This window comes from Streptomyces koelreuteriae (assembly GCF_018604545.1).
In the GTDB taxonomy this organism is placed as follows: Bacteria; Actinomycetota; Actinomycetes; order Streptomycetales; family Streptomycetaceae; genus Streptomyces; species Streptomyces koelreuteriae.
This window is the reverse complement of sequence record NZ_CP075896.1, coordinates 4,876,929-4,903,140: the sequence shown is the minus strand read 5'-3', so window position 1 is coordinate 4,903,140 and position 26,212 is coordinate 4,876,929. Positions and strand designations below refer to the sequence as shown.

General features: G+C 71.6%; 25 protein-coding genes. 12 read left to right on the top strand and 13 right to left on the bottom strand.

Annotated features, from left to right (window positions below; all coding sequences use genetic code 11):
• Nucleotides 1–3: 3 nt before the first annotated feature.
• The 4 genes from KJK29_RS22250 to rsmI form a co-directional block, all read right to left on the bottom strand.
• Nucleotides 4–1,353: a resuscitation-promoting factor gene (locus KJK29_RS22250; RefSeq protein WP_215120904.1), complete on the bottom strand. Its 1,350-nt coding sequence runs from the start codon at nucleotides 1,351–1,353 to the stop codon at nucleotides 4–6.
• 131 nt (nucleotides 1,354–1,484) lie between these two features.
• Nucleotides 1,485–2,366 (bottom strand): TatD family hydrolase, encoded by an 882-nt coding sequence (locus KJK29_RS22245; protein ID WP_215120903.1) that lies wholly within the window; start codon nucleotides 2,364–2,366, stop codon nucleotides 1,485–1,487.
• An 80-nt stretch (nucleotides 2,367–2,446) separates the two neighbouring features.
• On the bottom strand, nucleotides 2,447–2,875 hold the full coding sequence (locus KJK29_RS22240; RefSeq protein WP_215120902.1) for a hypothetical protein: 429 nt from the start codon (nucleotides 2,873–2,875) through the stop codon (nucleotides 2,447–2,449).
• A gap of 206 nt (nucleotides 2,876–3,081) precedes the next feature.
• Complete coding sequence (gene rsmI / locus KJK29_RS22235; protein WP_215120901.1) at nucleotides 3,082–3,927, bottom strand: 16S rRNA (cytidine(1402)-2'-O)-methyltransferase; 846 nt, start codon at nucleotides 3,925–3,927, stop codon at nucleotides 3,082–3,084.
• An 85-nt stretch (nucleotides 3,928–4,012) separates the two neighbouring features.
• Between rsmI and KJK29_RS22230 the strand changes: the two genes are divergently transcribed.
• From KJK29_RS22230 to KJK29_RS22220, 3 genes are all read left to right on the top strand, one after another.
• Nucleotides 4,013–5,758 carry a dolichyl-phosphate-mannose--protein mannosyltransferase gene (locus KJK29_RS22230; RefSeq protein ID WP_215120900.1) on the top strand — a complete coding sequence of 582 codons (1,746 nt, stop codon included), beginning with the start codon at nucleotides 4,013–4,015 and terminating at the stop codon, nucleotides 5,756–5,758.
• Nucleotides 5,759–5,889: 131 nt separating this feature from the next.
• The gene (locus KJK29_RS22225; protein ID WP_215120899.1) at nucleotides 5,890–7,524 is read left to right on the top strand and encodes a penicillin-binding transpeptidase domain-containing protein; all 1,635 of its coding nucleotides are present in this window, start codon (nucleotides 5,890–5,892) and stop codon (nucleotides 7,522–7,524) included.
• Nucleotides 7,525–7,620: 96 nt separating this feature from the next.
• Nucleotides 7,621–9,291 carry a penicillin-binding transpeptidase domain-containing protein gene (locus KJK29_RS22220; RefSeq protein WP_215120898.1) on the top strand — a complete coding sequence of 557 codons (1,671 nt, stop codon included), beginning with the start codon at nucleotides 7,621–7,623 and terminating at the stop codon, nucleotides 9,289–9,291.
• A 9-nt stretch (nucleotides 9,292–9,300) separates the two neighbouring features.
• Here KJK29_RS22220 and KJK29_RS22215 read toward each other — a convergent pair whose 3' ends face one another.
• Complete coding sequence (locus KJK29_RS22215; protein ID WP_215120897.1) at nucleotides 9,301–9,666, bottom strand: SsgA family sporulation/cell division regulator; 366 nt, start codon at nucleotides 9,664–9,666, stop codon at nucleotides 9,301–9,303.
• 169 nt (nucleotides 9,667–9,835) lie between these two features.
• Here KJK29_RS22215 and KJK29_RS22210 point away from each other — a divergent pair, with 169 nt between their 5' ends.
• From KJK29_RS22210 to KJK29_RS22185, 6 genes are all read left to right on the top strand, one after another.
• Nucleotides 9,836–10,924, top strand: coding sequence for an energy-coupling factor ABC transporter permease (locus KJK29_RS22210; protein ID WP_215120896.1), 1,089 nt, complete (start codon nucleotides 9,836–9,838; stop codon nucleotides 10,922–10,924).
• 1 nt (nucleotide 10,925) lies between these two features.
• A complete protein-coding gene (gene cbiQ, locus KJK29_RS22205) occupies nucleotides 10,926–11,687 on the top strand; it encodes a cobalt ECF transporter T component CbiQ (RefSeq protein ID WP_215120895.1) in 762 nt (253 codons plus the stop codon).
• Nucleotides 11,675–12,451: an energy-coupling factor ABC transporter ATP-binding protein gene (locus KJK29_RS22200; RefSeq protein ID WP_215120894.1), complete on the top strand. Its 777-nt coding sequence runs from the start codon at nucleotides 11,675–11,677 to the stop codon at nucleotides 12,449–12,451. The genes cbiQ and KJK29_RS22200 overlap by 13 nt, the downstream gene beginning before the upstream one ends.
• Before the next feature lie 10 nt (nucleotides 12,452–12,461).
• Complete coding sequence (locus KJK29_RS22195) at nucleotides 12,462–12,932, top strand: MarR family winged helix-turn-helix transcriptional regulator (RefSeq protein ID WP_215120893.1); 471 nt, start codon at nucleotides 12,462–12,464, stop codon at nucleotides 12,930–12,932.
• 105 nt (nucleotides 12,933–13,037) lie between these two features.
• Entirely contained in the window at nucleotides 13,038–13,484 is a 447-nt protein-coding gene (locus KJK29_RS22190) for an organic hydroperoxide resistance protein (RefSeq protein ID WP_215120892.1), read from the top strand.
• Between the two features lie 42 nt (nucleotides 13,485–13,526).
• Nucleotides 13,527–14,690 carry a serine hydrolase domain-containing protein gene (locus tag KJK29_RS22185; protein ID WP_215120891.1) on the top strand — a complete coding sequence of 388 codons (1,164 nt, stop codon included), beginning with the start codon at nucleotides 13,527–13,529 and terminating at the stop codon, nucleotides 14,688–14,690.
• A 15-nt stretch (nucleotides 14,691–14,705) separates the two neighbouring features.
• On the opposite strand, the gene KJK29_RS22180 is transcribed toward KJK29_RS22185, so the two are convergent.
• The 4 genes from KJK29_RS22180 to KJK29_RS22165 all read right to left on the bottom strand — a co-directional run bounded on the left by KJK29_RS22180 (nucleotide 14,706) and on the right by KJK29_RS22165 (nucleotide 16,635).
• Complete coding sequence (locus KJK29_RS22180; RefSeq protein WP_215120890.1) at nucleotides 14,706–14,981, bottom strand: DUF1876 domain-containing protein; 276 nt, start codon at nucleotides 14,979–14,981, stop codon at nucleotides 14,706–14,708.
• Between the two features lie 66 nt (nucleotides 14,982–15,047).
• Nucleotides 15,048–15,893: a DMT family transporter gene (locus tag KJK29_RS22175; RefSeq protein WP_215120889.1), complete on the bottom strand. Its 846-nt coding sequence runs from the start codon at nucleotides 15,891–15,893 to the stop codon at nucleotides 15,048–15,050.
• Nucleotides 15,890–16,405 carry a YbaK/EbsC family protein gene (locus KJK29_RS22170; RefSeq protein ID WP_215120888.1) on the bottom strand — a complete coding sequence of 172 codons (516 nt, stop codon included), beginning with the start codon at nucleotides 16,403–16,405 and terminating at the stop codon, nucleotides 15,890–15,892. Before KJK29_RS22170 ends, KJK29_RS22175 begins: the two co-directional genes overlap by 4 nt.
• A gap of 44 nt (nucleotides 16,406–16,449) precedes the next feature.
• Nucleotides 16,450–16,635: a hypothetical protein gene (locus KJK29_RS22165; RefSeq protein ID WP_215120887.1), complete on the bottom strand. Its 186-nt coding sequence runs from the start codon at nucleotides 16,633–16,635 to the stop codon at nucleotides 16,450–16,452.
• A 111-nt stretch (nucleotides 16,636–16,746) separates the two neighbouring features.
• Here KJK29_RS22165 and KJK29_RS22160 point away from each other — a divergent pair, with 111 nt between their 5' ends.
• Entirely contained in the window at nucleotides 16,747–17,886 is a 1,140-nt protein-coding gene (locus KJK29_RS22160; protein WP_215120886.1) for a glutathione-independent formaldehyde dehydrogenase, read from the top strand.
• 53 nt (nucleotides 17,887–17,939) lie between these two features.
• Here KJK29_RS22160 and KJK29_RS22155 read toward each other — a convergent pair whose 3' ends face one another.
• Entirely contained in the window at nucleotides 17,940–18,650 is a 711-nt protein-coding gene (locus KJK29_RS22155; RefSeq protein WP_215120885.1) for a MarR family transcriptional regulator, read from the bottom strand.
• Between the two features lie 222 nt (nucleotides 18,651–18,872).
• Between KJK29_RS22155 and KJK29_RS22150 the strand changes: the two genes are divergently transcribed.
• A complete protein-coding gene (locus KJK29_RS22150; protein WP_215120884.1) occupies nucleotides 18,873–19,544 on the top strand; it encodes a DUF4097 family beta strand repeat-containing protein in 672 nt (223 codons plus the stop codon).
• A gap of 83 nt (nucleotides 19,545–19,627) precedes the next feature.
• Here the strand turns inward: KJK29_RS22150 and KJK29_RS22145 are convergent, their stop codons facing one another.
• Both KJK29_RS22145 and KJK29_RS22140 read right to left on the bottom strand, forming a co-directional pair.
• Nucleotides 19,628–21,829, bottom strand: coding sequence for an MMPL family transporter (locus KJK29_RS22145; protein WP_215120883.1), 2,202 nt, complete (start codon nucleotides 21,827–21,829; stop codon nucleotides 19,628–19,630).
• 130 nt (nucleotides 21,830–21,959) lie between these two features.
• Entirely contained in the window at nucleotides 21,960–22,559 is a 600-nt protein-coding gene (locus KJK29_RS22140) for a TetR/AcrR family transcriptional regulator (RefSeq protein WP_215120882.1), read from the bottom strand.
• A gap of 150 nt (nucleotides 22,560–22,709) precedes the next feature.
• Here KJK29_RS22140 and KJK29_RS22135 point away from each other — a divergent pair, with 150 nt between their 5' ends.
• On the top strand, nucleotides 22,710–25,940 hold the full coding sequence (locus KJK29_RS22135) for a S41 family peptidase (RefSeq protein ID WP_215120881.1): 3,231 nt from the start codon (nucleotides 22,710–22,712) through the stop codon (nucleotides 25,938–25,940).
• 64 nt (nucleotides 25,941–26,004) lie between these two features.
• Here the strand turns inward: KJK29_RS22135 and KJK29_RS22130 are convergent, their stop codons facing one another.
• The gene (locus tag KJK29_RS22130) at nucleotides 26,005–26,205 is read right to left on the bottom strand and encodes a hypothetical protein (protein ID WP_215120880.1); all 201 of its coding nucleotides are present in this window, start codon (nucleotides 26,203–26,205) and stop codon (nucleotides 26,005–26,007) included.
• Nucleotides 26,206–26,212: the final 7 nt, after the last annotated feature.

Genomic DNA, 26,212 nt, shown 5'->3' with positions numbered 1-26,212 from the left:
TCTCTACCCGTGCAGCCGCCCCCCGCAGTGCGGCCAAGGACTGGCCCCCCGCCTCACATACAGCTTCTTCGCGCGATACGTCTGTTCCGCCGCCGGGGCGTCCTGGGGGCGGCCGGTGCCGCCGAGGGACTGCCAGGTGTGGGTGTCGAACTGGTAGAGGCCGCCGTAGGTGCCCGAGGAGTCGACCGCGTCGGGGCGGCCGCCGGACTCGCAGGCCGCGAGGCCCTGCCAGTTCAGATGGTCGGCGCCCGCTACGGACGTCGGCCGGGGCTTCGTGCCGACCTTCACCTCCTGCGTGCGCGGCTCGCGCACCACCTCGGCCTTGACCCGGCGCGGCTTCTGCTTGACGCCGTTGACCGTGCGCAGGGCGTACGTGACCCGGCGCAGGCCCGCCTCGCCCGCGCGCTCCACGACCTCCGTGCCCTGGAACAGGGTCGGATCCTCGCTGCGCCGGGTCTGGAAGGGGATCGCCTCCTCGCGGACCTCCTTGCCGCCGGTGATCCGCAGCACGGTGACGGTCTGACCGTCGCGCGGGAAGCTCCCCTGCGGGACGGACGTGGTGTCCTGGCCGCGCAGGGTGATCCCGGCCTCGTCCACGGCCTCCCGCACGGTCGCCGCGTTGGTGCGGACGGTGCGGGCCCGGCCGTCGGCCATGACCGTGACCGTGCGCTCGGTCCGCACGTCCAGCGCGAGCCCCTCGCGGCCGATCTGCCGGGAGCGCGAGGTCGACAGATACGCGCCCTCCTGCCGTACGCCCAGCTCTCGGAGCGCCCCCGCCACGGTGTGTGCCGTCGTCCACACCTCGCGCCGGTGCCCGTCGAGGGTGAGCCGCACGGGACGGGCGTAGTGCACGGCGACCTCGTCGCCGCTGGCGATCTCCGTGCCGGGCCCGGGCGCCACCACGTCGTGGGCGCCGACCTCGACGCCCTCCTCTGACAGCAGCTCGGTGACGTCATCGGCGAAGGTGTGCAGGGTGCGGGCCTTGCCGTCGACGTTCAGCTCGATCGCCTTGTCCTTGGCGACGAAGGCCGTGGTGCCGCCCGCCAGGAAGGCGACGACCAGGGCCTGGGGGAGCAGCCGCCGCATGGAGCCGTCCGGGCGTTCGTCGTGGCGCGCCTTGCGTCGGCGTGCGGAGCGGCGATGCGAGCCGGTGCGCGCCGCGGCGCGGGCTTCCGCGCGGGCTTCGGCGCGTGTCGGGCGTACGACGGACGCCGGTGCGTCCACCGGGGCGACCTGCCGGGGCGGCGGCACCTCATAGGCGGGCCGGTAGGTGTCCTCGTGGACACCGTCGAAACCGCCGTAATCCGGCTCGGCACAGGCCGGACCGTACGACTCGTACTGCGAGTTGCTCACGCCGACACGCTCCAGGGGCCGGAGGGGGTCCAGAGGGGTCCGGATCGGGCCCCCAGAACCTAGCGGAGCGTTCGTCACTCTCCAAAGCGACGCGACTACGCACAGTCGTGCGGTGAGGTCGGTGGTGTCGGTCAGTAACCGAAGGCGCGTGCCGTGTTCGCGGCGAGTGCGGTGGCCAGCGTGTCCTCGTCGACGCCGCGCACCTCGGCCATGGCCCGCACCGTGATCGGCACGAGGTAGGGCGCGTTGGGCCGCCCGCGGTACGGCGCTGGGGTGAGGAAGGGCGCGTCGGTCTCCACCAGCAGCAGCTCCGGCGGGGCCACCGCCACCGCGTCCCTCAGGTTCTGGGCGTTCTTGAAGGTGACGTTGCCGGCGAAGGACATGAAGTAGCCCGCGCTCGCGCAGATCCGCGCCATCTCGGCGTCGCCGGAGTAGCAGTGGAAGACGGTCCGCTCGGGGGCGCCCTCCTCCTTCAGCACGCGCAGAACGTCGGCGTGGGCCTCGCGGTCGTGGATGACGAGGGCCTTGCCGTGCCGCTTGGCGATCTCGATGTGGGCGCGGAAGGACCGCTCCTGCGCGTCCTTGCCCTCGGGCCCGGTGCGGAAGTAGTCGAGGCCCGTCTCACCGACGCCCTTGACCTGCTCCAGCGCGGCCAGCCGGTCGATCTCGGCGAGCGCCTCGTCCAGGGCCGCCTGCCCGCCGGGCTCGCGGGCGCCCTGCCTCGACCAGCCGTCGGGGTCGCCGTGGACGATCCGGGGCGCCTCGTTGGGATGCAGGGCGACCGTCGCGTGGACGGCGTCGTACGCGGCTGCCGTGTCGGCGGCCCACCGCGAGCCCTTGAGGTCGCAGCCGACCTGCACGACTGTCGTCACTCCGACCGAGGCCGCCTTCGCCAGCGCCTCCTCGACCGTGCCGGACTGCATGTCCAGGTGGGTGTGGGAGTCGGCGACCGGCACCCGGAGGGGGTCCGGGAGCGGGGGCGCGGCGTGCTTGCCGGAGTCGTTCGAAGGCATGCCCCGATCCTACGAAAGGGGTACGCCCTCCCCGATGGGGGAGGACCGGGGAGGGCGTCGGACAAGGGGAGCCGGACGGGTCAGCTCGCCTTGCGCTGGAAGGGGTGGAGCAGATCGGCCAGATGCCAGTGGTGGTGCTCGGGCTTTTCCGGCCCGTCCGCTCCACTGCCCTCAGCGTCCGGTGCCGGGGCCTCCGCCGGCCCGCCGGGCGGCGGCACGCGCCGGGGCCTGCGCGCCGCGTTGCGCGCCGACTCGACCCGCCCGGCCCGCATGATCCGTACGACGTGCCCGTCGCAGTTCTGGCACGTGGGCTTGGACAGGGGTGAGGGCACGACCTTGCCGTCCGCGACGTAGAGGACGAACTCGTGCCCGGCGGCATCCGTGTGGTGCTCTATCTCGTACGACTGCTCCCAGCCGTGCCCGCAGCGCATGCAGGCGAAGGAGTACGACTCGTTGACGACGGCGGTCGCACCGGCGCGGAGCCCGGTCCGCCCTGCGATCTCAGTCATGCCAGCTCCTGTTGTCCGCTGTGGCGTGAGGACGATTCCGTCCCCGCAACCCAGTGGACTCCTCCGCCGGACCGAAGGCACCAGACCTGTCGACTATTGGCGCCGATTTGGGCGTTCCTTGCCCCAGCGCCCTTGCTGCTTTGCCCACCCATGGGGCGCACGCTCAAACGACATGCGCCCTGCTCAGAGGGTGTCCCGCACCACCGTCACCCGGAGTTCTTCGCGGCGACAACGGCATCAAAGACCACGCGCTTGGGCACCCCGGCCTCCACCGCGACCGCGGCGATCGCCTCCTTGCGCCGCTCCCCCGCCTCCTCCCGCACCCGGACCCGCCGCACCAGCTCCTCGGGCCCGACATCCTCCGCCCCCGGCGCCGGCGCGCCCTCCACCACCACGGTGATCTCCCCGCGCACCCCCTCGGCGGCCCAGGCGGCCAGCTCCCCCAGCCCGCCCCGCCGGACCTCCTCGTAGGTCTTGGTCAGCTCCCGGCACACCGCGGCCCGGCGCTCCGCGCCGAACACCTCGGCCATCGCCGCCAGCGTGTCGTCGAGCCGGTGCGGAGCCTCGAAGTAGACGAGGGTGCGCCGCTCCCCGGCCACCTCCCGCAGCCGCCCGAGCCGCTCCCCCGCCTTGCGCGGCAGGAAGCCCTCGAAGCAGAACCGGTCGACGGGCAGCCCCGACAGCGCGAGCGCGGTGAGCACGGCGGAGGGCCCGGGCACGGCGGTGACCCGTATGTCCTGCTCGACGGCGGCGGCGACCAGCCGGTACCCGGGGTCCGACACCGACGGCATCCCCGCGTCCGTGACCAACAGCACCCGCGCCCCGCCCGCCAGCTCCTCGACCAGCTCGGGCGTCCGCGCCGCCTCGTTGCCCTCGAAGTAGGACACGACCCGCCCCTTGGGCGTGACCCCCAGGGCCTGGGTCAGCCGCCGCAGCCGCCGCGTGTCCTCGGCGGCGACGACATCGGCTCCGGCCAATTCGTCGGCGAGCCGGGGCGGGGCGTCCGCGATGTCGCCGATGGGGGTACCTGCGAGTACGAGGATTCCAGTCACCTCACCATCCTCCCAGGGGCGGAGGATGCGGACGCATACCGGCCATGCACGGGACTCACACAGAACGGTTCCCTACGATGGCGCGGTGACCAGTACCGCGTCCTCCACGGACACCCGGCAGGGCCAGGCGCCCCACGAGCAGCGGCCGTCCTGGCAGCAGCGGCTGCGCCGCTTCGGCTACCAGGGGCAGGCCAGAAGCGACGCCCGCGACGTCCGGGACCGCCTGGTGCCGCCGTACACCGAGCCGAGCCCGCGCCTGTGGGCGGCGCTCGGCGTCCCGCACACCCTGGCGGTACGGCTGGTGCGCTGGTCGGCGTGGATCGGCCCGCTGCTCGTCACGCTGCTGGCGGGCGTGCTGCGGTTCTGGAACCTGGGCCACCCCAAGGCGGTGATATTCGACGAGACGTACTACGCCAAGGACGCGTGGGGTCTGGTCCACCGCGGTTTCGAGGTCAACTGGGACAAGAACGCCAACGATCTGATCCTGTCGGGCGGGCACGTCACGATCCCGGGGGACGCGGCGTACGTCGTGCACCCGCCGGTCGGCAAGTACGTCATCGGGATCGGCGAGCTGCTGTTCGGCTTCGACCCCTTCGGCTGGCGCTTCATGACGGCGCTGCTCGGCACGCTGTCCGTGCTGATGCTGTGCCGGATCGGCCGCCGGCTGTTCCGCTCCACCTTCCTGGGCTGTCTGGCGGGCGCGCTGATGGCGGTGGACGGCCTGCACTTCGTGATGAGCCGCACGGCGCTGCTCGACGGCGTGCTGATGTTCTTCGTGCTGGCGGCGTTCGGCTGTCTGCTCGTCGACCGTGACAAGGCCCGCGCGAGACTGGCCGCGGCGCTGCCGGTGGACGCCGACGGCCGGGTCCGGCCCGACCGGCACACGGCCGAGACGACCCGGCTGGGATGGCGCCCCTGGCGCTGGGCGGCGGGTCTGATGCTGGGCCTGGCCATCGGCACGAAGTGGAACGGCCTCTACATCCTGGCCGCGTTCTGCCTGATGGCGGTCCTGTGGGACGTCGCCTCGCGCCGGGTGGCCGGCGCCCGGCACCCCTACGCGGTGGTCCTCAAGCGCGACACTCCGCTGGCGTTCCTCGCCACGGTCCCGGTCGCCGTCGTCACCTACGTCCTGGCCTGGACGGGCTGGATCTTCTCCGCGACCGACGGCTCCGGCGGCTACTACCGCAACTGGGCCGCGACCAGCGGCAAGGGCGGCAGCTGGACCTTCCTGCCCGACTGGCTGCGCAGCCTGTGGCACTACGAGCACCAGGTGTACGAGTTCCACGTCGGCCTGTCCTCGCCGCACACCTACCAGTCCAACCCGTGGAGCTGGCTCGTCCTCGGCCGCCCGGTGTCGTACTTCTACGAGTCCCCGGCGCCCGGCAAGGGCGGCTGCCCGTCGGACGCGGGCGAGAAGTGCGCCAGCGAGGTGCTCGCCCTCGGCACTCCGCTGCTGTGGTGGGTGGGCTGCCTCGCGGTCCTCTACGTCCTGTGGCGCTGGCTGTTCCGGCGCGACTGGCGCGCGGGCGCCATCGCCTGCGGCATCGCGGCCGGCTATCTGCCCTGGTTCATGTACCAGGAGCGCACGATCTTCTTCTTCTACGCCGTCGTCTTCCTGCCCTTCCTGTGCCTGGCGGTGGCGATGCTCCTCGGCGCGATCATCGGCCCACCCCGCTCCTCCGACACCCGCCGCGTCGCGGGCGCCACGGGCGCGGGCGTCCTGGTCCTGCTGATCGCCTGGAACTTCATCTATTTCTGGCCCCTGTACACCGGCACCGCCATCCCCATAGACGACTGGCGGGCCAGGATGTGGCTGGATACCTGGGTCTGACCTACGTTTCGGTCAAGAATCGCCACACCCGTCGCTGTGGTAACCGCTTCCCCCTAGAGTGCTCCCGGGATCGAGCTTTCTGAACGCGTTCAAAGGAGCGTGTGGAGGCTCAACGGGGAGGGGACGGCCTGATGGCCAAGGGGGTCAAGGTCGCTGTCATAGGCGGCGTGTTCGCGGTGATGGTGGGTGGGGCCGGGTACGGCGCCTTCAACATCGTGAGCGCGCTGACCGGCGACGGCGGGACCAGTGGGGTGTCCGCGGAGAAGAAGTCGGGGCCGCCGGACAAGGACGAGGTCGAGGAGACCACGGCCAAGTTCTTCGCGGCCTGGCAGACGGCGGCGGCCGGGACGGCAGCGTCGTACACCAACAACGACGCCGCCGCCGAGCGGCTGCTGACGGCGTTCACCGACGACGCGCACATCACCGACGTGAAGATCACGCCGGGGGCGGCCAGGGGCACCACCGTGCCGTTCACGGTGAAGGCGAAGGTGGCCTACGACGGGAAGTCCGAGCCGCTGAGCTACCGGAGCGAGCTGAAGGTCGTGCGCGGCGTGACCACGGGCCGCGCGCTCGTCGACTGGCGGCCGTCCGTCGTGCACCCCGAGCTGAAGAAGGAGCAGGACACCCTCGTCACCGAGCAGTCGGCCGCCCCTCCCATCGAGGCCGTGGGCCGCGACGGCTCGGTGCTGACGAAGGAGAAGTACCCCTCCCTCGGCCCGGTCCTGGACGCCCTTCGCGACAAGTACGGCGAGAAGGCCGGCGGCACCCCCGGCATCGAGTTGGTCGTCCGGCACCCCTCCGACGGCGCTCCCGACACCCCGCTGCTCACCCTCGCCAAGGGCAAGGCCGGCAAGCTCGAGACGACCATCAGCCCGAGCGCACAGGAGGCGGCCGAGAAGGCCGTCAAGCGGTTCGCCCAGTCGTCGGTGGTGGCCGTCAAGCCCAGCAGCGGCGAGGTCCTGGCGGTGGCCAACAACCGTGAGGACGGCTTCAACGCGGCCTTCGCGGGGCAGGCCGCGCCCGGCTCCACCATGAAGATCATGACGGCCGCGATGCTCATCGACAACGGCGTGACCTCGATGAACGGCCCGGCGCCCTGTCCGGACACCGCCGTGTGGCAGGGGCAGACCTTCAAGAACCTCACCGGCATGAAGCCCGACGAGGACGCCACGCTCGCGGGCAGCTTCATGCGGTCCTGCAACACCGCCTTCATCAAGCTCATCGACGAGAAGCCCCTCACCGACGCCTCGCTGACACAGGAGGCCGAGCGGCGCTTCGGGCTCGGGCAGGACAACTGGAAGACCGGCATCGCCTCCTTCGACGGCAGGGTCCCCGCCGTCGACGGACCGGACCGGGCGGCCGGCGCGATCGGGCAGGGCCAGATCCAGATGAGCCCGCTGAACATGGCGTCGGTGACCGCGACCGCGATCACCGGCAGCTTCCGCCAGCCCTACCTGGTCTCGCCGGAGCTGGACGACCGGCAGCTCGCGCGGGCCGAGGGCCTGCGGGCGAGCACCGCGTCCCAGCTCAAGCAGATGATGCGGCTCACCGCCACCCAGGGCACCGCCGCCGAGGCCATGCGGGGACTGGGCGGCGACATCGGCGCCAAGACCGGTTCCGCCGAGGTCGACGGCAACGCCAAGTCCAACAGCTGGTTCACCGGATTCCGGGGCGATGTCGCGGCGGCGGCCATGACCGAGGAGGGCGGGCACGGCGGCGACGCGGCCGGTCCGATTGTCGCAGCCGTGCTACGAACGGGTGGCTGAACTCACCCGGGCAGGACGGGACCCTAGGGTGGTGGGCGTCGTTGGGACAGCTGAGGGCAACGGGGACCCTGGGGATTCGCGGAGGAACGGACAGCAGTGGGCAACAGAAGGCGCGTCGCCGAGCGACGGAAGACCAGACCCGCCGTGATCGGCGGGGTGATCGCCGTGGTCGTCGGTGGCGCCGGGTTCGGCGCCTACGCGCTGTTCGGCGGCGGCGCGGCCGCCGACGACGGGAGCCGGACGGCATCGGACGGGAAGCCCGAGGTGAAGACCGGCCCGCTGTCGGCCACCGAGGTCACCACCACCGCCCGTGCCTTCCTCACCGCCTGGCAGTCCGGCAAGGTCCCGCGGGCCGCCGCGGCCACCGACGAGGCGGCCGCGGCGACGGCCCTGCTCACCGGCTACACCAAGGACGCCCGCATCAAGGACGTCACCCTCACCCCGGGCAAGCCCACCGGTGACAAGGTGCCGTTCTCCGTCAAGGGCACGGTGGCGTACAAGAACACCGAGAAGCCGCTGGCGTACGAGAGCGCGCTGACCGTCGTGCGCCGCAGCAGTGACGGAAAGCCGCTGGTGGACTGGCACTCGGCGGTCGTCCACCCGGATCTGAAGGACGGCGACAAGCTGGTCACCGGCGAGGCGGGCACGCCCCCGGTCAAGGCGCTCGACCGGGACGGCGGCGAGCTGACCAAGCAGAAGTACGCCTCCCTCGGCCCGATCCTGGACGGCCTGCGCGAGAAGTACGGCAAGGAGGCGGGCGGCAAGGCCGGTATCGAGCTGCGGGTCGTGCGCGGGAAGTCCGCCAAGTCGGACGACCTCTCCGACAAGACCCTGCTGGAGCTGAGCAAGGGCACGCCCGGCACGGTGAAGACCACCCTGGACCCTGCCCTCCAGGCGGCGGCCGAGAAGCAGGTCGCGAAGAAGGCCAAGTCGTCGGTGGCCGTCATGCGGGCCTCGACCGGCGAGATCCTGGCCGCCGCCAACGCCTCGCCCGGCTTCAACACCGCCTTCCAGGGCTCCCTCGCGCCCGGCTCCACGATGAAGGTCATCACCGCCTCGCTGCTGCTGGACAAGGGCCTGGCCTCGGCGGACAAGAAGCACCCGTGCCCGAAGTACTTCACGTACGGGCACTGGAAGTTCCAGAACGACGACAAGTTCGAGATCAAGAACGGCACGTTCAAGGCGAGCTTCGCCCGCTCCTGCAACACGGCCTTCATCAGCCAGGCGCCCAAGCTCAAGGACGACGACCTGACCAAGCAGGCCCAGCAGGTCTTCGGCCTGGGGCTGAACGACTGGGCCATCGGAGTGCCGTCCTTCGACGGCGCCGTGCCCGTGCAGTCGGCGGCCCAGATGGGCGCCTCGCTGATCGGGCAGGGCGGGGTCCGGATGAACCCGCTGAACATGGCGTCGGTGTCGGCGACGGTCAAGGCCGGCACCTTCCACCAGCCGTATCTGGTCTCCCCGGACGTGGACGACCGCAAGCTCGCCAAGGCCTCGCGCACCATGTCGGCGGGCACGCTGTCGCAGCTGCGTGAGCTCATGTCGTACACGGCCGCGTACGGCACGGCCGCGGAGGCGATGTCCGGGGTGAGCGGCGATGTCGGCGCCAAGACCGGGTCGGCCGAGGTCGACAACCAGAAGAAGCCGAACGGCTGGTTCACCGCCTACCGGGGCGACCTCGCGGCCGCGGGCGTGGTCCAGCAGGGCGGGCACGGCGGCGAGACGGCCGGGCCGATCGTGGCGGCGCTGCTGAAGGCGGGGAGCTGACCCGGAAGGTCAGTGGATGACCGGTTCCGCGGCGGCCATGTAGGTCCGCCGCAGGAACCGCAGCAGCGCCTGCCGTTCGAACTGCACCACCAGCACGCCCTGCGGGGAGTGGAACTCGACGACGGCCTGCACCCGGCCGCAGGGCCACACCCGCACCTCACCGCTGCCCGTGGGGGCCCGCAGCCCCTCCTCCAGGAGTTCCCGGCGGAAGGTCCACTCGCGCGCCCCGGGCCCGGGCAGCCTGATGCCCACCACACGGGGGTCACGGTCGGGGTCGTACCGCAGAGTGACCGGAACCGCCTCCAGCTCATCGATCAACGGGACGGCCTCATCCGTGACGATATGGGCTCGCGCGTACTGCTCGACTACGGACATCGGACGGCCCCTTCACCGTGGGCTACCTGTGCGGAAACTGTGCGTCCACTTCCTCTCCAATGTCGCATATTTTCCGTATTGCGCCCTCATGGGCCGGACATATCACGGGTGAGATAAGACGAGCGTCACGCTCTTGCAAACCGTTCGCATCAAGCCACATCATCGAAGCGTGCATGTACCTGACGGATTCATCGACGTCCCCACGTCCGCCGCCACCGGTGTGATCGCCGCGGGCGCCGTCGCCGTGAGCCTGCGCGGCGCGCGGCGCGAACTCGACGAGCGCACCGCCCCGCTGGCCGGCCTCGTGGCGGCGTTCATCTTCGCGGTGCAGATGCTCAACTTCCCCGTGGCGGCCGGGACCAGCGGCCATCTGCTCGGGGGCGCGCTCGCCGCGATCCTCGTGGGCCCCTACACAGGGGTGCTGTGCGTCTCCGTCGTCCTGCTGATGCAGGGGCTGCTCTTCGCTGACGGCGGTCTGACCGCGCTCGGCGTGAACATCACCAACATGGCGATCGTCACGACGGTCGTCGCCTACGCCCTCTTCCGGGGCCTGGTGAAGGTGCTCCCGCGCTCCCGCCGGTCGATCACCGCGGCCTCCTTCGTCGCCGCCCTCGTCTCCGTCCCGGCCGCCGCGCTGGCCTTCACGCTCATGTACGCCATCGGCGGCACCACCGACGTGTCGATCGGCAAGGTCGCCACCGCCATGATCGGCGTCCACCTGCTGATCGGCATCGGTGAGGCCGCGATCACCGCGCTGACCGTCGGCGCGGTCCTCGCCGTCCGCCCCGACCTGGTCCACGGCGCCCGGGGCCTCACCCCGAAGCTCAAGCTGCGGGTGAACGGCGAACTGGTCGACGCGCCCGACGCCGAGCCCGAGCCCGCCCCCGTGGCCGCCCGCACCTCGCACCGCCGTGTCTGGGCCGCGGGCCTGGTCGCCTCCCTGCTGCTGGCCGGATTCGTCAGCTTCTACGCCTCCGCCAACCCGGACGGCCTGGAGAAGGTCGCCACCGACCACGGCATCGACGAGAAGGCCGAGGAGCACGCCGCGGCCGACTCCCCCCTCGCCGACTACGGCGTCAAGGATGTCGATGACGCCCGCCTGTCCGGGGGTCTGGCGGGCGTCATCGGCGTGGGTGTCACGGTCGTCGCGGGCAGCGCGGTCTTCTGGGCCGTACGCCGGCGCGGCTCGGACGACACGTCCCCGTCGAACACGTCGAACACGTCGGACTCGACGAACGCGACGAGCCCGGGCGCCTGACATGGGTGCGGGGCACGCGCACAAGCTCTACCGGCACGGGCACTCGCCCGTGCACGCGCTGCCGCCGCACACCAAGCTCGCCGCGGTGTTCGCCTTCGTGCTGGTCGTGGTGTCGACACCGCGCGAGGCGATGTGGGCGTTCGGGGCGTACGCGGTGCTGCTGGGCGTCGTCGCGGGCGTCGCCCGGGTGCCCGCCGGGTTTGTGCTCCGGCGGCTGCTGATCGAGGTGCCGTTCGTCGCTTTCGCGGTGCTCATGCCGTTCGTCGCGGAGGGCGAGCGCGTCGACGTCCTGGGGATGTCCCTGAGCGTCAACGGCCTGTGGGGCGCCTGGAACGTGCTCGCCAAGGGCACGCTCGGCGTCACCGCCTCCGTCCTGCTGGCCGCCACCACCGACCTGCGCGAACTGCTCCTCGGCCTGCAGCGCCTCAAGCTGCCGCCGCTGCTCGTGCAGATCGCGTCCTTCATGATCCGCTACGGCGATGTCATCGCGGACGAGATGCGGCGCATGCGGATCGCCCGGGAGTCCCGGGGCTTCGAGGCGAAGGGTGTCCGGCACTGGGGCGTGCTCGCCAAGTCCGCCGGGGCGCTGTTCATCCGCTCCTACGAACGCGGCGAGCGCGTCCATCTGGCCATGGTCAGCCGGGGCTACGCCGGTGCCATGCCGGTCATCGACGAGGTGACCGCGTCCCGGGCGCAGTGGTCGTACGCCCTGACCCTCCCGGGCGCGGCCCTGGTCGTCTGTCTGCTGGGATGGTCGCTGTGACTGATGTGACACCCTCGCTCGACGTGGCCGGACTGGCCTTCGCCTACCCCGACGGGCATCAGGCCCTCTTCGGCGTCGACCTCTCGGTGGCGCGCGGTGAGCGGGTCGCGCTGCTCGGGCCGAACGGCGCCGGCAAGACGACCCTCGTGCTGCATCTCAACGGCATCCTGACCGGCGGCGCCGGCACGGTGAGGGTGGCCGGGCTGCCCGTGGACAAGCGGCACATGGCCGAGATCCGGCGCCGGGTCGGCATCGTCTTCCAGGACCCGGACGACCAGCTCTTCATGCCGACCGTCCGGGAGGACGTGGCGTTCGGGCCGGCGGCGGCCGGGCTGAAGGGGCCGGAGCTGGAGGAGCGCGTGGACCGGGCTTTGGAGCGGGTCGGCATGGCGGAGTTCAAGGACCGCCCGCCGCATCACCTCTCCTTCGGGCAGCGCCGCCGGGTGGCCGTCGCGACCGTCCTCGCCATGGAGCCGGAGATCCTCGTCCTCGACGAGCCCTCCTCCAACCTCGACCCCGCCTCCCGCCGTGAACTGGCCGACATCCTGCGCTCGCTGGACGTGACGGTCCTGATGGTCACGCACGACCTGCCCTACGCGCTGGAGCTGTGCCCGCGCTCCCTGATCCTCAGCGAGGGCGTCATCGCCGCGGACGGCCCGACGGGCGAGCTGCTCTCCGACGAGGAGCTGATGCGCGCCCACCGGCTGGAGCTGCCGTTCGGCTTCGATCCGCGTTCCGTGCCGGCCGCCCCGGCCCGTCCGTGACAATGAGCGCGTGACGAACGAGGAGACCACGAGCGGGGAAGGCTCGCTGCTGCTGGACGAGCAGCTGTGCTTCGCGCTGTACGCCGCCCAGCGCGCGGTGACGGCCGCGTACCGCCCGCTCCTCGACGACCTCGGCCTCACCTATCCCCAGTACCTCGTGCTGCTCGTCCTCTGGGAGCGCGGCGAGACCACGGTCAAGGAGCTGGCCGGGGCCCTGCGCCTCGACTACGGCACGGTCTCGCCCCTGCTGAAGCGGCTGGAGACGGCGGGTCTGCTGCGGCGTGAACGGTCGGCGCGGGACGAGCGGTCGGTGCTCGTGGCCCTGACCGGGCGCGGGGAGGAACTCCGGGAGCGCGCGATGTGCGTCCCCGGCGCGCTGCTCACGGCGACGGGCCTGGACGGCACGGAGATCGCGCGGCTCCGCGAGGAGCTGTGGCACCTGGCCGAGAAGGCGGAGTCGGCGGCCGACCGGGCCCGCTGACCGCGGGTTGCCCCGGATTGCCACCCCCTGCTGGCGAGGACCGGTTACCGGCCAGTACCTTGTGCACGATGTGTTTGTGCACACTTGGTTCCGGGGGAGGACAGCATGACTGACGGCCCCGCCGTCGACACCCGCCCGACGAAGATCATGTACGTCGCGGAGGCCACCGCCCACGGCGGCCGTGCGGGCTATGTGACCAGCCAGGACGGCCAGATCGAGCTCAAGGTCGCGATGCCCCCGCAGCTCGGCGGCGACGGCAACGGCACCAACCCGGAACAGCTCTTCGCGGCCGGTTACAGCTCCTGCTTCCACAACGCCCTGATCCTGGTCGGCAACCGCGAGGGCTACGACCTGGCCGGCTCCACGGTCGCCGCGAAGGTCGGCATCGGCCCCAACACCCAGCAGGGCTACGGCCTCGCGGTCGCCCTCAGCGTCTCCCTGCCGGTCGTCGACCCCGACCTCGCGACCAAGCTGGTGGACGCGGCCCACGCGATCTGCCCGTACTCGAACGCGACCCGCGGGAACATCGACGTGACGATCCTGCTTGGCTAAGGGGGAAGACCGCAGCACCGCAGCACGACGAGGAGTACGGACGTGGACGTGAACGGCACAGTCGCCGAGGGCTTCGAGCCGGTCAGGGAAGCGTTCGCAGCGAACTTCGAGGCGCTCGGGGAGCGGGGCGCGGCGGTCGCCGTCTACCGGGACGGGCAGCGGGTCGTCGACCTGTGGGCCGGCACGAAGGACGTCGACGGCACGAGCCCCTGGGAGCACGGCACCGCCCAGATCGTGCGCTCGGCGACCAAGGGCGTGGCCGCCGCCGTACTCCTGCTGCTGCACCAGCGCGGACAGCTCGACCTGGACGCGCCCGTGGGCCACTACTGGCCGGAGTTCAAGGCGCGGGGCAAGGAGCGAGTGCTGGTCCGGCACGTCCTGAACCACCGGGCCGGACTGCCGGTCCTCGACCACCCCCTCACCCCCGAGCAGGCCCTCGACCCGCTGCGGGGCCCCGCGGCGGTCGCCGCCCAGGCACCCGTGTGGGAGCCCGGCACCGACCACGGCTACCACGCGCTCACCTACGGCTGGATGCTCGACGAACTGGTGCGGCGCGTGACCGGGCAGGGCGCGGGCGAGTGGCTCGCGGCGCAGATCACCGGCCCGCTGGGCCTGGACCTCTGGCTCGGTCTGCCCGAGTCGGAGGCCCACCGGGTGGGACGCGCGGGCCGCGTCGAGGGCCCCGAGCCGACCGGGGGTCTGCGCGCCCGGCCGAAGCGCTCGGTCACCGAGGCCTACGAGGACCCGGCCTCCCTCACCCGCCGGGCGTTCGCGGCGATCACCCCGTTCCCGGACCAGAACGACCCCGCCTACCGCGCGGCGGCCCTGCCCGCGACGAACGCCGTCGCGACGGCGGACGGACTGGCCCGCTTCTACGCGACGCTGATCGGTGACACGGCCGGTGCCTCACGCCTCTTCACGCCGGAGACGGTCGAACTGGCCCGGGCCGAGGAGTCGGCGGGCCCCGACCGTGTCCTGGTGGTCGGCACCCGCTTCGGCCTCGGCTACATGCTGCACGGCAGCGCCTCGCCCTTCCTGGCCCCGGGCTCCTTCGGTCACCCGGGCCGCGGCGGCGCCCTCGGCTTCGCGGACCCGGGGTCCCGAATCGCCTTCGGCTACGTCACGAACGGCCTCCGCAAGACGGTGACGGCGGATCCGCGGGCGCAGGGGCTGGTACGGGCGATACGGCAGGCCCTAGGCCTCTGAGACTCCCGGCCGCCGCTAGACGTGGATCGGGTGGGAGATCCGCCCGGACGCCTGGTCGATCTCCTCGTGGGCTTTGGTCAGCAACTGCATGGCGAGTTCGTTGAGCGCCCGGGCCCCGGCGATCTCCTCTCCGACCCTGGGCTGATTGACGTCGGACCGGTGCCGGTTGGCCGCCCCGTGCGCCCGTACCTCGCTGCCGTCGGGCAGCCGCAGCATCGCGACCGCCCGCGTGTGCTGGTCGTCCTCCATGAACTCCATCTCGACGTGCCATCCCGCTCGGGTGTGCATCATGACGATCACCTCCGGAAGACCTAGTTCCAGGGTGCTCCTCAGGTGCGGCAAGTGCACCCGCCTTGCCTACCCGGCGTGCAGCATCAGCCCGATCCCGACGACCAGCAGCCCGGCCGCCGCGATTCTCGGGGCGCCGAATCGCTCCTTGAAGAACACGGCCCCGATGGCCGCGCCGACGATGATCGACGACTCGCGCAGGGCGGCGATGGGGGCGAGCTCGGCCTTGGTCTGGGCCCACAGGACGAGGGCGTAGGCGGCGACGGAGAGCGCGGCCCCGATGAGGCCGGTCACGGCGAAGGGCCGCAGCAGGGCGACGGTCCGCCCGCGCCAGCGGCTCACGGCGTACGCGGGGATGACGATCCCCTGCACGGCCATCAGCCAGGCGATGTACCCGAGCGAGGAGCCCGACGCCCGCACGCCCAGCCCGTCCACGACGGTGTACACGGCGATCGTCAGCCCCGTGGCCAGGGCCGCCCCGATCGCCGCCCAGTCGGGCCGCCGCCCGCGCAGCCCCCACAGGGCGACGCCGGTCAGCCCCGCGCACGACAGGGCGATGCCGGCGGCGGCCCACCCGTCGGGCACCTCGTGGGCGAAGAGCGCGGCGAGCAGGGTCACGACGAGGGGCGCGGTGCCGCGCGCGATGGGATAGGCCTGCCCGAAGTCGCCCAGCCGGAAGGACTTCATCAGCAGGGCGTAGTAGGCGATGTGGATGGCGGCGGAGAAGAGGAGGTAGGGCCACGCCCCGGCCGCCGGGAATGCCGCGAACGGCGCGATCGCCAGCCCGATGACCAGCCCGCCGCCCGAGATCAGCGTGAACCCGGCGAGCTTGTCCGTGATCTTGTGCGCGATGGCGTTCCAGCTGGCGTGGGTCACGGCGGCGAGCAGCACGGCGCCCGTGACCACCGGCGTCACGAGGAGCTCTCGCGCACGTCCGCCACGATGGCCCCGGAGTGGGCGACGAGGTCGCCGGGCGCCATGGGGAACATGGTGTACGGCGTCCCGGCGGCCGCCCACACGGTCTCGTGGTCGAACAGGGAGCGGTCGGCGAGCACACGCGTCGTCGTCCGGTGTCCGAAGGGCGGCACACCGCCGATGGCATAGCCGGTCGTCTCCCGCACGACATCGACCTTGGCCCGGGTGACCTTCTCCGCGCCGAGTTCCCCCCGCACCAGGTCGAGATCGACCCGGGAGGCCCCGTCCATGAGGACCAGCACGGGCACCCCGTCGGCCGCGAAGATCAGCGACTTGCAGATCTGGCTCAGGTCGCATCCGAGGGCGGCGGCGGCCTCGGCGGCGGTACGGGTGGCTTCCGGGAAGCGCCTCACGAGCGGAACGACCTCGTCGAGCCCGCGCTCCCGCAGGGCCTGGGCGAAGAGGGGGTGTGCTCCGGAGTCCTCGGCGTCAGTGGCGGCTGTCGTCGTCATGCAGGGCACGCTAGCGGTACGTGTATCGGACACGCGAGGGGGGTTCAGCGGGCGTCGTCCCCCTGCGCGACATCCGCGAACTCCCACCACGCGAGCGGCAGCCAGTCTCCGTCGACGAATCCGTCGACGGAGCCTCCGGTGCCCCGGATGGCCACACGGGTGCCCACCGGGTAGGTCGTGCCGGACAGGCCGGAGACCGAGACGAGCAGTGTTCCGATACGTCGTGACAAGGCCGTTGATCCTTTCTCCTCCAAGCGCCTCAAGCGCCTTCTCTTGGTGCAAATCGTCCCATCATGCACCAGCCTGGTATATGAGCCAGAACACAGATGGAGGTGCTGACGATGAGGGCTGTCGTGTACAAGGGCCCCTTCGAGGTGGCGGTGGAGAAAGTGGAGGATCCCCGGATCCAGCACCCGAACGATGTGATCGTGCGGGTGACGTCGACGGCCATCTGCGGCTCGGACCTGCACATGTACGAGGGCCGCACCGCGGCCGAGCCGGGCATCGTGTTCGGCCACGAGAACCTCGGGGTCATCGAGGAGACGGGAGAGGGAGTCACCTCGCTCAGCCGCGGCGACCGGGTGGTCATGCCGTTCAATGTGGCCTGCGGCTTCTGCAGAAACTGTTCGGCCGGCTTCACGGGCTTCTGCCTGACGGTGAACCCGGGCTTCGCCGGCGGCGCCTACGGCTATGTCGCGATGGGGCCCTACACCGGGGGTCAGGCGGAGTACGTACGGGTTCCGTACGCCGACTTCAACTGCCTGAAGCTCCCCGAGGGCACCGAGAAGGAGACGGACTTCGTCCTTCTCGCGGACATCTTCCCGACCGGCTACCACGGCAACGAGCTGGCCGATGTGCGTCCCGGCGAGAGCGTCGCCGTGTACGGCGGCGGTCCGGTCGGGCTGATGGCCGCCTACTCGGCGATGCTGCGCGGCGCGAGCAAGGTGTTCGTGGTCGACCGGGTGGCGGAGCGGTTGCAGAAGGCGCGGGAGATCGGCGCGGTGCCGATCGACTTCACCCAGGGCGATCCGGCCCGGCAGATCAAGGACCAGACCGCGGGCCAGGGCACGGACAAGGGTGTCGACGCGGTCGGCTACCAGGCCCAGGCGCAGGGCGAGGACCGTGAGGAACCGGCGGTCGTACTGAACTCGCTCGTCGAGACGGTCCGGCCGACGGGTGCTCTCGGGGTGCCGGGCCTGTATGTGCCGCGCGACCCGGGCGGTCCGGACGAGCAGGCCAAGCAGGGCATGCTGATGGTCGCCATCGGACGCCTCTTCGAGAAGGGGCTGCGCATGGGCACCGGGCAGTGCAACGTCAAGCGGTACAACCGGCACCTGCGCGACATGATCATCGAGGACCGCGCGAAGCCGAGCTTCGTCGTCTCGCACGAACTGCCGCTCGACCAGGCGCCGTCGGCGTACGACAAGTTCGACAAGCGCGTGGAGGGCTACACCAAGGTCGTCCTGCACCCGCACGCCTGAGCCGGGACGACCGCAGGGGCGGCGGCATCGACTCCCGTCGGCCCCTTGGCCCCTTACGCCTTCGTACGGAGGATCTCGCGGGCCTGTTCCGCCGCGCGGGCCGTGCTCTCGCTGACGAAGTCGAGGAAGCGGGCGATGTTCTCGAGCCGGGCGGCGACCGGGGTGCCGGGGCCGAGGACGCCGACGCCCTCGCGGGCGATCTCGACGAGCTGGGCGATGGACCGGGCGCTGGCCATCATCGACCGGTACCAGATGTCGTCGTCGACGATGTAGCGCTCGCGGCGGCGCTCGTCGCGCTCCCGGCGGACGAGGCCCTGGCTGTCCAGGAAGGCGACCGCCTTGGAGATGGACGCCGGGCTGACCTGGAGGCGCTGGACGAGTTCGGACGCGGTGAGGCTGCCGCTGTCGGTCAGGGTGAGGGAGGCCATCACCCTGGCCGGCATCGTCGTCATGCCCGAGGCCATCAGGACGGTGGTGAACACCTCCTCGTACTCCCGCACGGCCTCGGCGTCGCGCCCATGGGCCTGCGGGGGTGCCTCCGCCGCCCGGGGCGCGGTCTGCCGGCGCCGGTGGGCGCGGCGTTCGGTGGCGCGGTGGGCCAGGTCGGCGCGGTAGGCGGTGGGGCCGCCGTTGCGCATGACCTCGCGCGTGATGGTCGAGGTGGGGCGGTCGACGCGCCGGGCGATCTCGGCGTAGGCGAGGCCGTCGGCCAGTCCCAGCGCGATCTGCTGACGTTCCTGCTGGGTGAGCCTGCCTCCCGGCATCGCGGTCTCCTTCGTTCTCCTCGGGTGCCGTCAGCTTAGCGTTCACCTTCATTCCATTGCAACGAAAGGTGGGTCCCCGTTGCGTTAAATCAGGAACCATTGCAACGAAATTCCTACATCTAACTGCACTTACGTCGATTCAACGCAACGAATGCGTTGCCAGATCTATGAACGCAACGTAGCGTTTCCTTCATCGGAAACAACCAGCTGAAGGAGAGCACGATGCAGAAGTTCACCACCACCGCCCCGGTCTCCGCCGTCGTCGACATCCCCGCCGGACGTATCCAGTTCATCGCCGCCGACCGGGACGACACCACCGTCGAGGTCCGGCCCGCGGACAAGTCGAACAGCCGCGATGTGAAGGCGGCGGAGCGGGTCGGCGTCGAGTTCGGCGACGGTGTGCTGCGGATCGAGGCCGCACCGGCGAAGAACCGGGTCCTCGGCAACTCCGGTTCCGTCGAGGTGACCGTCCAGCTGCCCGCCGGCTCCCGTGTCGAGGCGAAGGCGGCCAGCTCCGAGTTCCGGGGCGTCGGACGGCTCGGCGATGTCGCCTTCGAGGGCGCGCACGGCTCGGTCAAGCTCGACGAGACCGAGGGCGCCCGTCTCACCCTCCTCGCCGGCGACGTCTCGGTCGGGCGGCTGGGCGGTTCCGCGGAGATCCGCACCCAGAAGGGCGACATCCGGGTCGCCGAGGCCACGGGCGGCTCGGTCGAGCTGCGCACCGAGCACGGCGAGATCTCGATCGCCGCCGGCCGCGGCGTCTCCGCCTCCCTGGACGCCGGCACCGGCTTCGGCCGGATCCAGAACACGCTGATGAACGCCGACGGCGCCGCCGCCGGCCTCGTCATCCGCGCGACCACCGCCTACGGCGACATCACCGCCCGCAGCCTGTAGGCGGGATGAGCACGGAAAAGCCGGTGAGGGCACCCGTCCCCACGGAGCCCTCACCGGCCGGTCTCACCGGAAGCGGTGGAACGTCAGGCGCGTACCAGCTCCCGGTCCGTGTCCCCGCGGCCGGAGTCCGGGCGCAGGCCCTCGCCCTCGACGTCCACGTTGGGCAGCGCCCGGTCCAGCCACTTGGGCAGCCACCAGGCCTTGCGGCCGAGGAGGGCCAGGACGGCCGGGACGATGGCCATCCGGACGATGAACGCGTCGAAGAAGACCGCGATCGCGAGGCCGAAGCCGATCATCTTGACCATCGACTCGGACGAGCCGATGAAGCCGGCGAAGACCGCCATCATGATGACCGCCGCGGCCGTCACCACCCGGGCGCCGTGCCGGAAGCCCGTCACGATCGCCTGGCTCGGCTTCTCGCCGTGGACGTAGGCCTCCCGCATCCGGGTCACCAGGAACACCTCGTAGTCCATCGCCAGGCCGAAGACCACGCCGACCATGAAGATCGGCATCATCGACATGACCGGGCCCGTCTGCTCCACGCCCATCAGGCCCGACAGCCAGCCCCACTGGAAGACCGCGACCACCGCGCCGAGGGCCGCCATCACCGACAGCAGGAAGCCGAGGGCCGCCTTCAGCGGGACCAGGATCGAGCGGAACACCACGATCAGCAGCAGGAAGGCCAGGCCGACCACCAGCACCAGGTAGGGGACCAGCGCGTCGTTGAGCTTCTCGCTGACGTCGATGTTCATCGCCGTGCTGCCGGTGACCAGGACACTCGCGTCGGTGTCGGCCTTGATGCCCGCGCCGGCGTCGCGGATGCCGTGCACCAGGTTCTCCGTCGTCACGGAGGACGGCTGGGAGCCCGGGATCACGGTGATGGTGGCCGTGTCACCGGCCTTGTTGGGCGCCGGCGGCGTCACCGTGACGACGTCCTTGAGGCCCTTGATCTCATCGCCGACCGTCGAGAAGGCGGCCTTCGGGTCGTCGCTGTCCTTCGCGTCGACGACGACCATCAGCGGGCCGTTGAAGCCGGGGCCGAAGCCCTCCGACAGCAGGTCGTAGGCGCGGCGCTGGGTCGTGGAGGTGGGCTGGGAGCCGTCGTCCGGCAGGCCCAGTTCCAGGCTCGACGCCGGGACGGCCGCCGCGCCGAGGCCGATGACCCCGAGCAGCAGGACGGCGATCGGGCGGCGGACGACGAAACTCGCCCAGCGGGTGCCCAGGTTGGGGCGCTCGGGCTGCTTCGGCGCCCGGCCGAACCGCTTGCCCTTCTCCCCCATGGGCTTCACCTTCCGGCCCGCGTATCCGAGCAGCGCCGGGATCATGGTCAGGGCGATCAGCACCGCGATGGCCACCGTGCCCGCCGCCGCGACGCCCATCTTGGTCAGCATCGGGATGTTGACGACCGACAGACCCACCAGCGCGATCACCACCGTCAGGCCCGCGAAGACCACCGCCGAGCCCGCCGTGCCGGTGGCCCGGCCCGCCGCCTCCTCGCGGTCGCGGCCCTCGGCCAGTTCGGCGCGGTAGCGGGAGACGATGAACAGGGCGTAGTCGATGCCGACCGCCAGGCCGATCATCATCGCCAGGGTGGAGGTCGTGGAGCCCAGGTCCAGCGCGCTGGCCAGGGCCGTGATCGTGGAGACGCCGATGCCCACGCCGATCAGCGCCGTCAGCAGCGGCAGACCGGCCGCGACCAGGGAGCCGAAGGTGATGACGAGGACGACGGCGGCGACCGCGATGCCGATGATCTCGCTGGAGCCGGTGTGCGGGACGGTCTGGAGCGCGTCACCGCCGATCTCGACGGTCAGCCCGCTCTCGCGCGCGTCCCGCGCACTGTCCTGAAGGGCGTCGCGGGAGGAGTCCTCCAGTTCCATGCCGGAGACCTTGTACGACACCTGCGCGTAGGCGATCGTGCCGTCCTTGCTGACGGCCTTCGCCTGGTACGGGTCGGTGACGCGGGCGACCTCGGAGCCGTCGGCCAGTTCCTCGACGGTCTCCCGGACCGCCGCCTTGTTGCCGGGGTCGGTCATCTTCTCGCCGCTCGGCGCCTTGAAGACGACGCGTGCGGTGGCGCCGTCGGCGCTCACGCCGGGGAAGCGCTGTTCCAGCAGGTCGAAGGCCTTCTGGGCCTCCGTGCCGGGGATGGAGAACGAGCTGTTGCCCGCGGCGGGGGCGCTGGCCGCGCCGACCCCGGCGAGGGTCAGCAGGGCCACCCAGATCAGGGCGACGAAGTGCCGCCGCCGGTACGAGAGCCGGCCGAGCTTGTAGAGGAAAGTGGCCACGAGGGCGTACTCCCGGTCAGGTCGTGGGGTGTTTCAGGGCAGGGGAGATCAGCCCGACGACGTGAGCGGTGATCGCGTCAGGTGCTGCGGTTTCTCAAGGGAGGGGGATTGATCGGGTGAGGGGGATTGCTCAGCCGGTGGGGATGCCGAGGGCGGGGAGGACCACGGCGTCGATGTACGAGAGGAGGAAGGCCTGCGTCGGCGGCTGGTCGTCGATCAGCGTGCGGGTGGCGAAGGCGCCCACCAGCATGTGCACGATGTACTCCAGGGCCGGACAGTCGGCGCGGATCTCGCCGCGGTCGACCGCCTTGCGCACGACCCGGTGGAACTCCTCCATCTCCGGCTCGATCAGCAGTTCCCTGAACGCCTGGAGAAGATCCGGGTTGGCGTGCACCGCCATGAACAGGCCCCGCATCAGCGCGGCGTTCTGCTGCATGGCGCAGTCGTCCTCACGCGAGGCGAGGGCGTGGAGGTCGCCGCGCAGAGTTCCGGTGTCGACGTCGGCGATGTTGCCCGGCTTGTTGTGCCGGACCGCCTTCGCCACCAGCTCGGGCTTGCCGCCCCACTGGCGGTAGAGCGTCGCCTTGCTGGACCGGGTGCGCGCCGCCACGGCGTCCATGGTGAGGGCGTCGTAGCCGACTTCCCGGAGCAGGTCGAGCACGGCCGCGTACAGCTCGGCCTCCCGCTCGGGGGTGATCCGACTGCGACGCGGGGTGGCGACCTCAGTCATCTCCTGCACCTTCCTTCTCCGGCACGCTCCGGCACAGGAGGAATCTAGCGCAGAGCCTAGAGAAACGAAACCGTTTCGTACGTGTGCTGCGTCACGGAGGCCTGTTTGTCATAACTTGCTGCGTTTCGCCCCGAGGCAAAGCATGGGGAGGTGAGCTATCTGCGTCTGCCGCATCTCCATGACGACCTGCTGTGCTTCGTGGCCGAGGACGACCTCTGGCTCGCCCCGCTCGACGCCCCCGGCCGGGCCTGGCGGCTCACCGTCGACCGCGCCAAACTGGGCCACCCCCGCTTCTCGCCCGACGGCCGGCACCTCGCGTACACGAGCTGGCGCACCCTGGTGCCCGAGGTCCATCTCGCGGAGGTGGACGGCGGCCCGGGCCGCCGGCTGACCCACTGGGGCAGCGCCGACACCCGGGTCTGCGGCTGGACCCCGGAGGGCGAGATCCTGGCCGTGGCCTCGCACGGCGAGCCCTTCTCCTTCTTCACCTGGGGCTACAAGGTCCCCCTCGACGGCGCCCCGGGCCGCAAACTGCCCTGGGGACCGGTCTCCGACATCCAGGCCGCCGACCTGGACGGGGAGCGCAGGACCCTGCTCCTCACCGGCACCCCGCCGCACGAACCGGCCTCCTGGAAGCGCTACCGGGGCGGGGCCACCGGCAGGCTGTGGCTGCACGGCGAACGGCTGCTGGCCGGACTCGACGGCCATCTGCACTCCCCCATGTTCGTCGGCGGCCGGATCGCCTTCCTCTCCGACCACGAGGGCGTCGGCAACCTCTACTCCTGCGCCTGTGACGGCTCCGATCTGCGCCGTCACACCGACCACGACGCCTTCTACGCCCGGCATGCCTCCAGCGACGGGACCCGGGTGGTGTACCAGTGCGCGGGCGATCTCTGGCTGGTCGACGACCTGTCGCCGGACTCCGCGCCACGGAGGCTGGACGTAGAGATGGGCGGGCCGCGCGCGGGGCGGCGCCCGTACCAGGTGGCGGCGGCCCAGCACCTCGACGGGATCTCGGTCGACGAGACCGGCCGGGCCAGCGCGGTCGTCGTACGCGGCAGCCTGTACTGGCTCACCCACCGCGACGGGCCCGCCCGCACCCTCACCGACACCCCGGGCGTCCGGGTGCGGATGCCGGAGATGCTCGGCGCGAGCGGGCGGGTGGCGTATGTGACGGACGCGGAGGGCGAGGACGCGATCGAGATCGCCTCGCTGCCCCGGGCCTCCGGCGCCCGAGAGCCGCGACGGCTGGCCCCGGGCGCCCTGGGCCGGGTGCGCGAGCTGGTCTCGGACCCGGAGGGCGAGCGCCTCGCCGTCGCCTCGCACGACGGGCGACTGCTGCTGATCGACGTCACCGAGGACTCCGGCGGCGAGGTCACCGAGCTGATCCGGTCGATCAACGGGCCCGTGCGCGACCTCGCGTTCTCCCCGGACGGGGCGTGGCTGACCTGGTCGCACCCGGGCATCGGGCGGACCCTGCGGCAGATCAAGATGGCCAGGGTCGAGGAGGGCGTCGTCATCGACGTCACCAACGGCCGCTTCGAGGACGAGAACCCGGTGTTCACGCGCGACGGCCGCTACCTCGCCTTCCTGTCCTGGCGCGGCTTCGACCCCGTCTACGACGTGCACACCGGCGACCTGTCCTTCCCGCTGGGCTGCCGCCCCTACCTCGTGCCGCTGTCCTCCGCGACGCCCTCCCCGTTCGCGGTGAACCCGGAGGGCCGTCCGGCCGCCGGGGGCCTGGACCCGGTGGAGGACGACGACAACGGCGACAGCGGGACGGTGACCGTCGAGGCCGAGGGCCTGGAGAGCCGGGTCACGCCCTTCCCGGTGGCCGCCTCCAAGTACTCGGCGCTGCACCCGGTCGCGGGCGGCGGGCTGGTGTGGCTGCGCTGGCCGATCTCGGGCGCGCTGGGCGAGACGTTCGCCAACCCGGACGACACCAGCGGCCGGCCGACCCTGGAGCACTTCGGCATCACCAAGGCCAAGCGGACCGAACTCGTCGACCATCTCGACTGGTTCGCGGTGAGCGGCGACGGCAGCAGACTGGTCGTGGTCGACGAGGGCGAGCTGCGCGCGGTGCCGGCCGTCGAATCGGGCGACGCCGACTCGACGGTGTGGATCGACGCGCGCCGCATCCTGCACGTGGTCGACCCGGCGGCGGAGTGGCGGCAGGCGTACGAGGAGGCCGGGCGGCTGATCCGGGCCTACTTCTGGGAGCCGGGCATGTGCGGCATCGACTGGGCCGGGGTGCTGGACCAGTACCGTCCGCTGGTCGAACGGGTCGCCTCCCCGGACGAGTTCGCGGACCTGCTGCGCGAGGTGCTGGGCGAACTGGGCACCTCCCACGCGTATGTCACCGCCGCCCGGCGCAACGAGGGCCCGCCCCACTACCAGCGCCGCCAGGGCCTGCTGGGCGCCAACTTCGTACGCCGGGACGGCGGCTGGACGGTGCTGCGGATCCTGGCCGGTGACTCCTCCGACTCCAAGGCCCGCTCCCCGCTGGCCGGCACCGGCATCCGGGAGGGCGCGGTCCTCACCCATGTCGACGGCCGCCCGGTGGATCCGGCCGCGGGCCCGTATCCGCTGCTGGCGGGCGCGGGCGGCACGACGGTGGAGCTGACCTTCACCCCGGCCGAGAGCGCGGGCCCGCCCCGGCGGGTCGCCGTCGTCCCGCTGGTGGACGAGCGGCCGTTGCGCTACCAGGACTGGGTGGCGAAACGCCGGGCGGTGGTACGGGAGTTGAGCGGCGGGCGCTGCGGCTATCTGCACATCCCGGACATGGGCGGTTCGGGCTGGGCGCAGTTCAACCGGGATCTGCGCATGGAGGTGTCCCGGCCGGCGCTGATCGTGGATGTGCGCGGCAACGCGGGCGGCCACATCAGCGAGCTGGTCATCGAGACGCTGAGCCGCACGATCCTGGGCTGGGACCTGACCCGCGACGCCCAGCCCGTGTCGTACACCTCCAACGCGCCGAGAGGCCCGGTGGTGGCGCTGGCGGACGAGGCGACCTCCTCCGACGGCGACATGATCACCGCCGCCTTCAAACTGCTGAAGCTGGGCCCGGTGGTGGGGCAGCGCACCTGGGGCGGTGTCGTCGGCATGACCGGCCGCCACGAGCTGGGGGACGGCACGGTGATCACGGTGCCGATGAACGCGGCCTGGTTCGACGCCTACGGCTGGTCGGTGGAGAACAGGGGCGTCGCCCCCGACATCGACGTCCTGCGCACCCCGCTGGACTGGGCGGAGGGCCGCCACGCCCAGCTGACCGACGCGGTGGAGCTGGCGCTCGGGCTGCTGGAGAGCAATCCCGCGGCGGTGCCGCCGACGTACAGCGACGTACCGGACCACTCCCGGCCGAAGCTGCCGCCGCGTCCGTGAGGCGCGAGCGGACGTGCGGAAGGGGTGCCCCGCGCGAGGCACCCCTTCCTTTCAGCACGCGTCGTCAGGCGTCGTAGTCCTGGTCGAAGCGGTCCTCGTGCTCGCGCTCCCGCTCACGGTCACGCTGCGGGTGCTGCGGCGACTCCATGTCCTCGTCGCGCCGGCGACCGCGGCCCTGCACCTGCTCACGAGCCTGGTCGGCCTTCTGACGGGCCTGGTTCTGCCACTGCTCGGACTTCTCCTGGAACTGGTCCTTCATACCCATGTGGGTT

Excerpts from the sequence above, each read along its gene's own strand:
- KJK29_RS22240 (WP_215120902.1), bottom strand. The coding sequence starts at position 2,875 with ATGACTGAGATCGCAGGGCGGACCGGGCTCCGCGCCGGTGCGACCGCC.
- KJK29_RS22140 (WP_215120882.1), bottom strand. The coding sequence starts at position 22,559 with ATGACTGAGGTCGCCACCCCGCGTCGCAGTCGGATCACCCCCGAGCGG.
- cbiQ (WP_215120895.1), top strand. The coding sequence starts at position 10,926 with ATGGGTGCGGGGCACGCGCACAAGCTCTACCGGCACGGGCACTCGCCC.
- KJK29_RS22170 (WP_215120888.1), bottom strand. The coding sequence starts at position 16,405 with ATGACGACGACAGCCGCCACTGACGCCGAGGACTCCGGAGCACACCCC.
- KJK29_RS22190 (WP_215120892.1), top strand. The coding sequence starts at position 13,038 with ATGACTGACGGCCCCGCCGTCGACACCCGCCCGACGAAGATCATGTAC.
- KJK29_RS22150 (WP_215120884.1), top strand. The coding sequence starts at position 18,873 with ATGCAGAAGTTCACCACCACCGCCCCGGTCTCCGCCGTCGTCGACATC.
- KJK29_RS22130 (WP_215120880.1), bottom strand. The coding sequence starts at position 26,205 with ATGGGTATGAAGGACCAGTTCCAGGAGAAGTCCGAGCAGTGGCAGAAC.
- KJK29_RS22245 (WP_215120903.1), bottom strand. The coding sequence starts at position 2,366 with ATGCCTTCGAACGACTCCGGCAAGCACGCCGCGCCCCCGCTCCCGGAC.
- KJK29_RS22160 (WP_215120886.1), top strand. The coding sequence starts at position 16,747 with ATGAGGGCTGTCGTGTACAAGGGCCCCTTCGAGGTGGCGGTGGAGAAA.
- KJK29_RS22225 (WP_215120899.1), top strand. The coding sequence starts at position 5,890 with ATGGCCAAGGGGGTCAAGGTCGCTGTCATAGGCGGCGTGTTCGCGGTG.
- KJK29_RS22215 (WP_215120897.1), bottom strand. The coding sequence starts at position 9,666 with ATGTCCGTAGTCGAGCAGTACGCGCGAGCCCATATCGTCACGGATGAG.
- KJK29_RS22200 (WP_215120894.1), top strand. The coding sequence starts at position 11,675 with ATGGTCGCTGTGACTGATGTGACACCCTCGCTCGACGTGGCCGGACTG.
- KJK29_RS22180 (WP_215120890.1), bottom strand. The coding sequence starts at position 14,981 with ATGATGCACACCCGAGCGGGATGGCACGTCGAGATGGAGTTCATGGAG.
- KJK29_RS22155 (WP_215120885.1), bottom strand. The coding sequence starts at position 18,650 with ATGCCGGGAGGCAGGCTCACCCAGCAGGAACGTCAGCAGATCGCGCTG.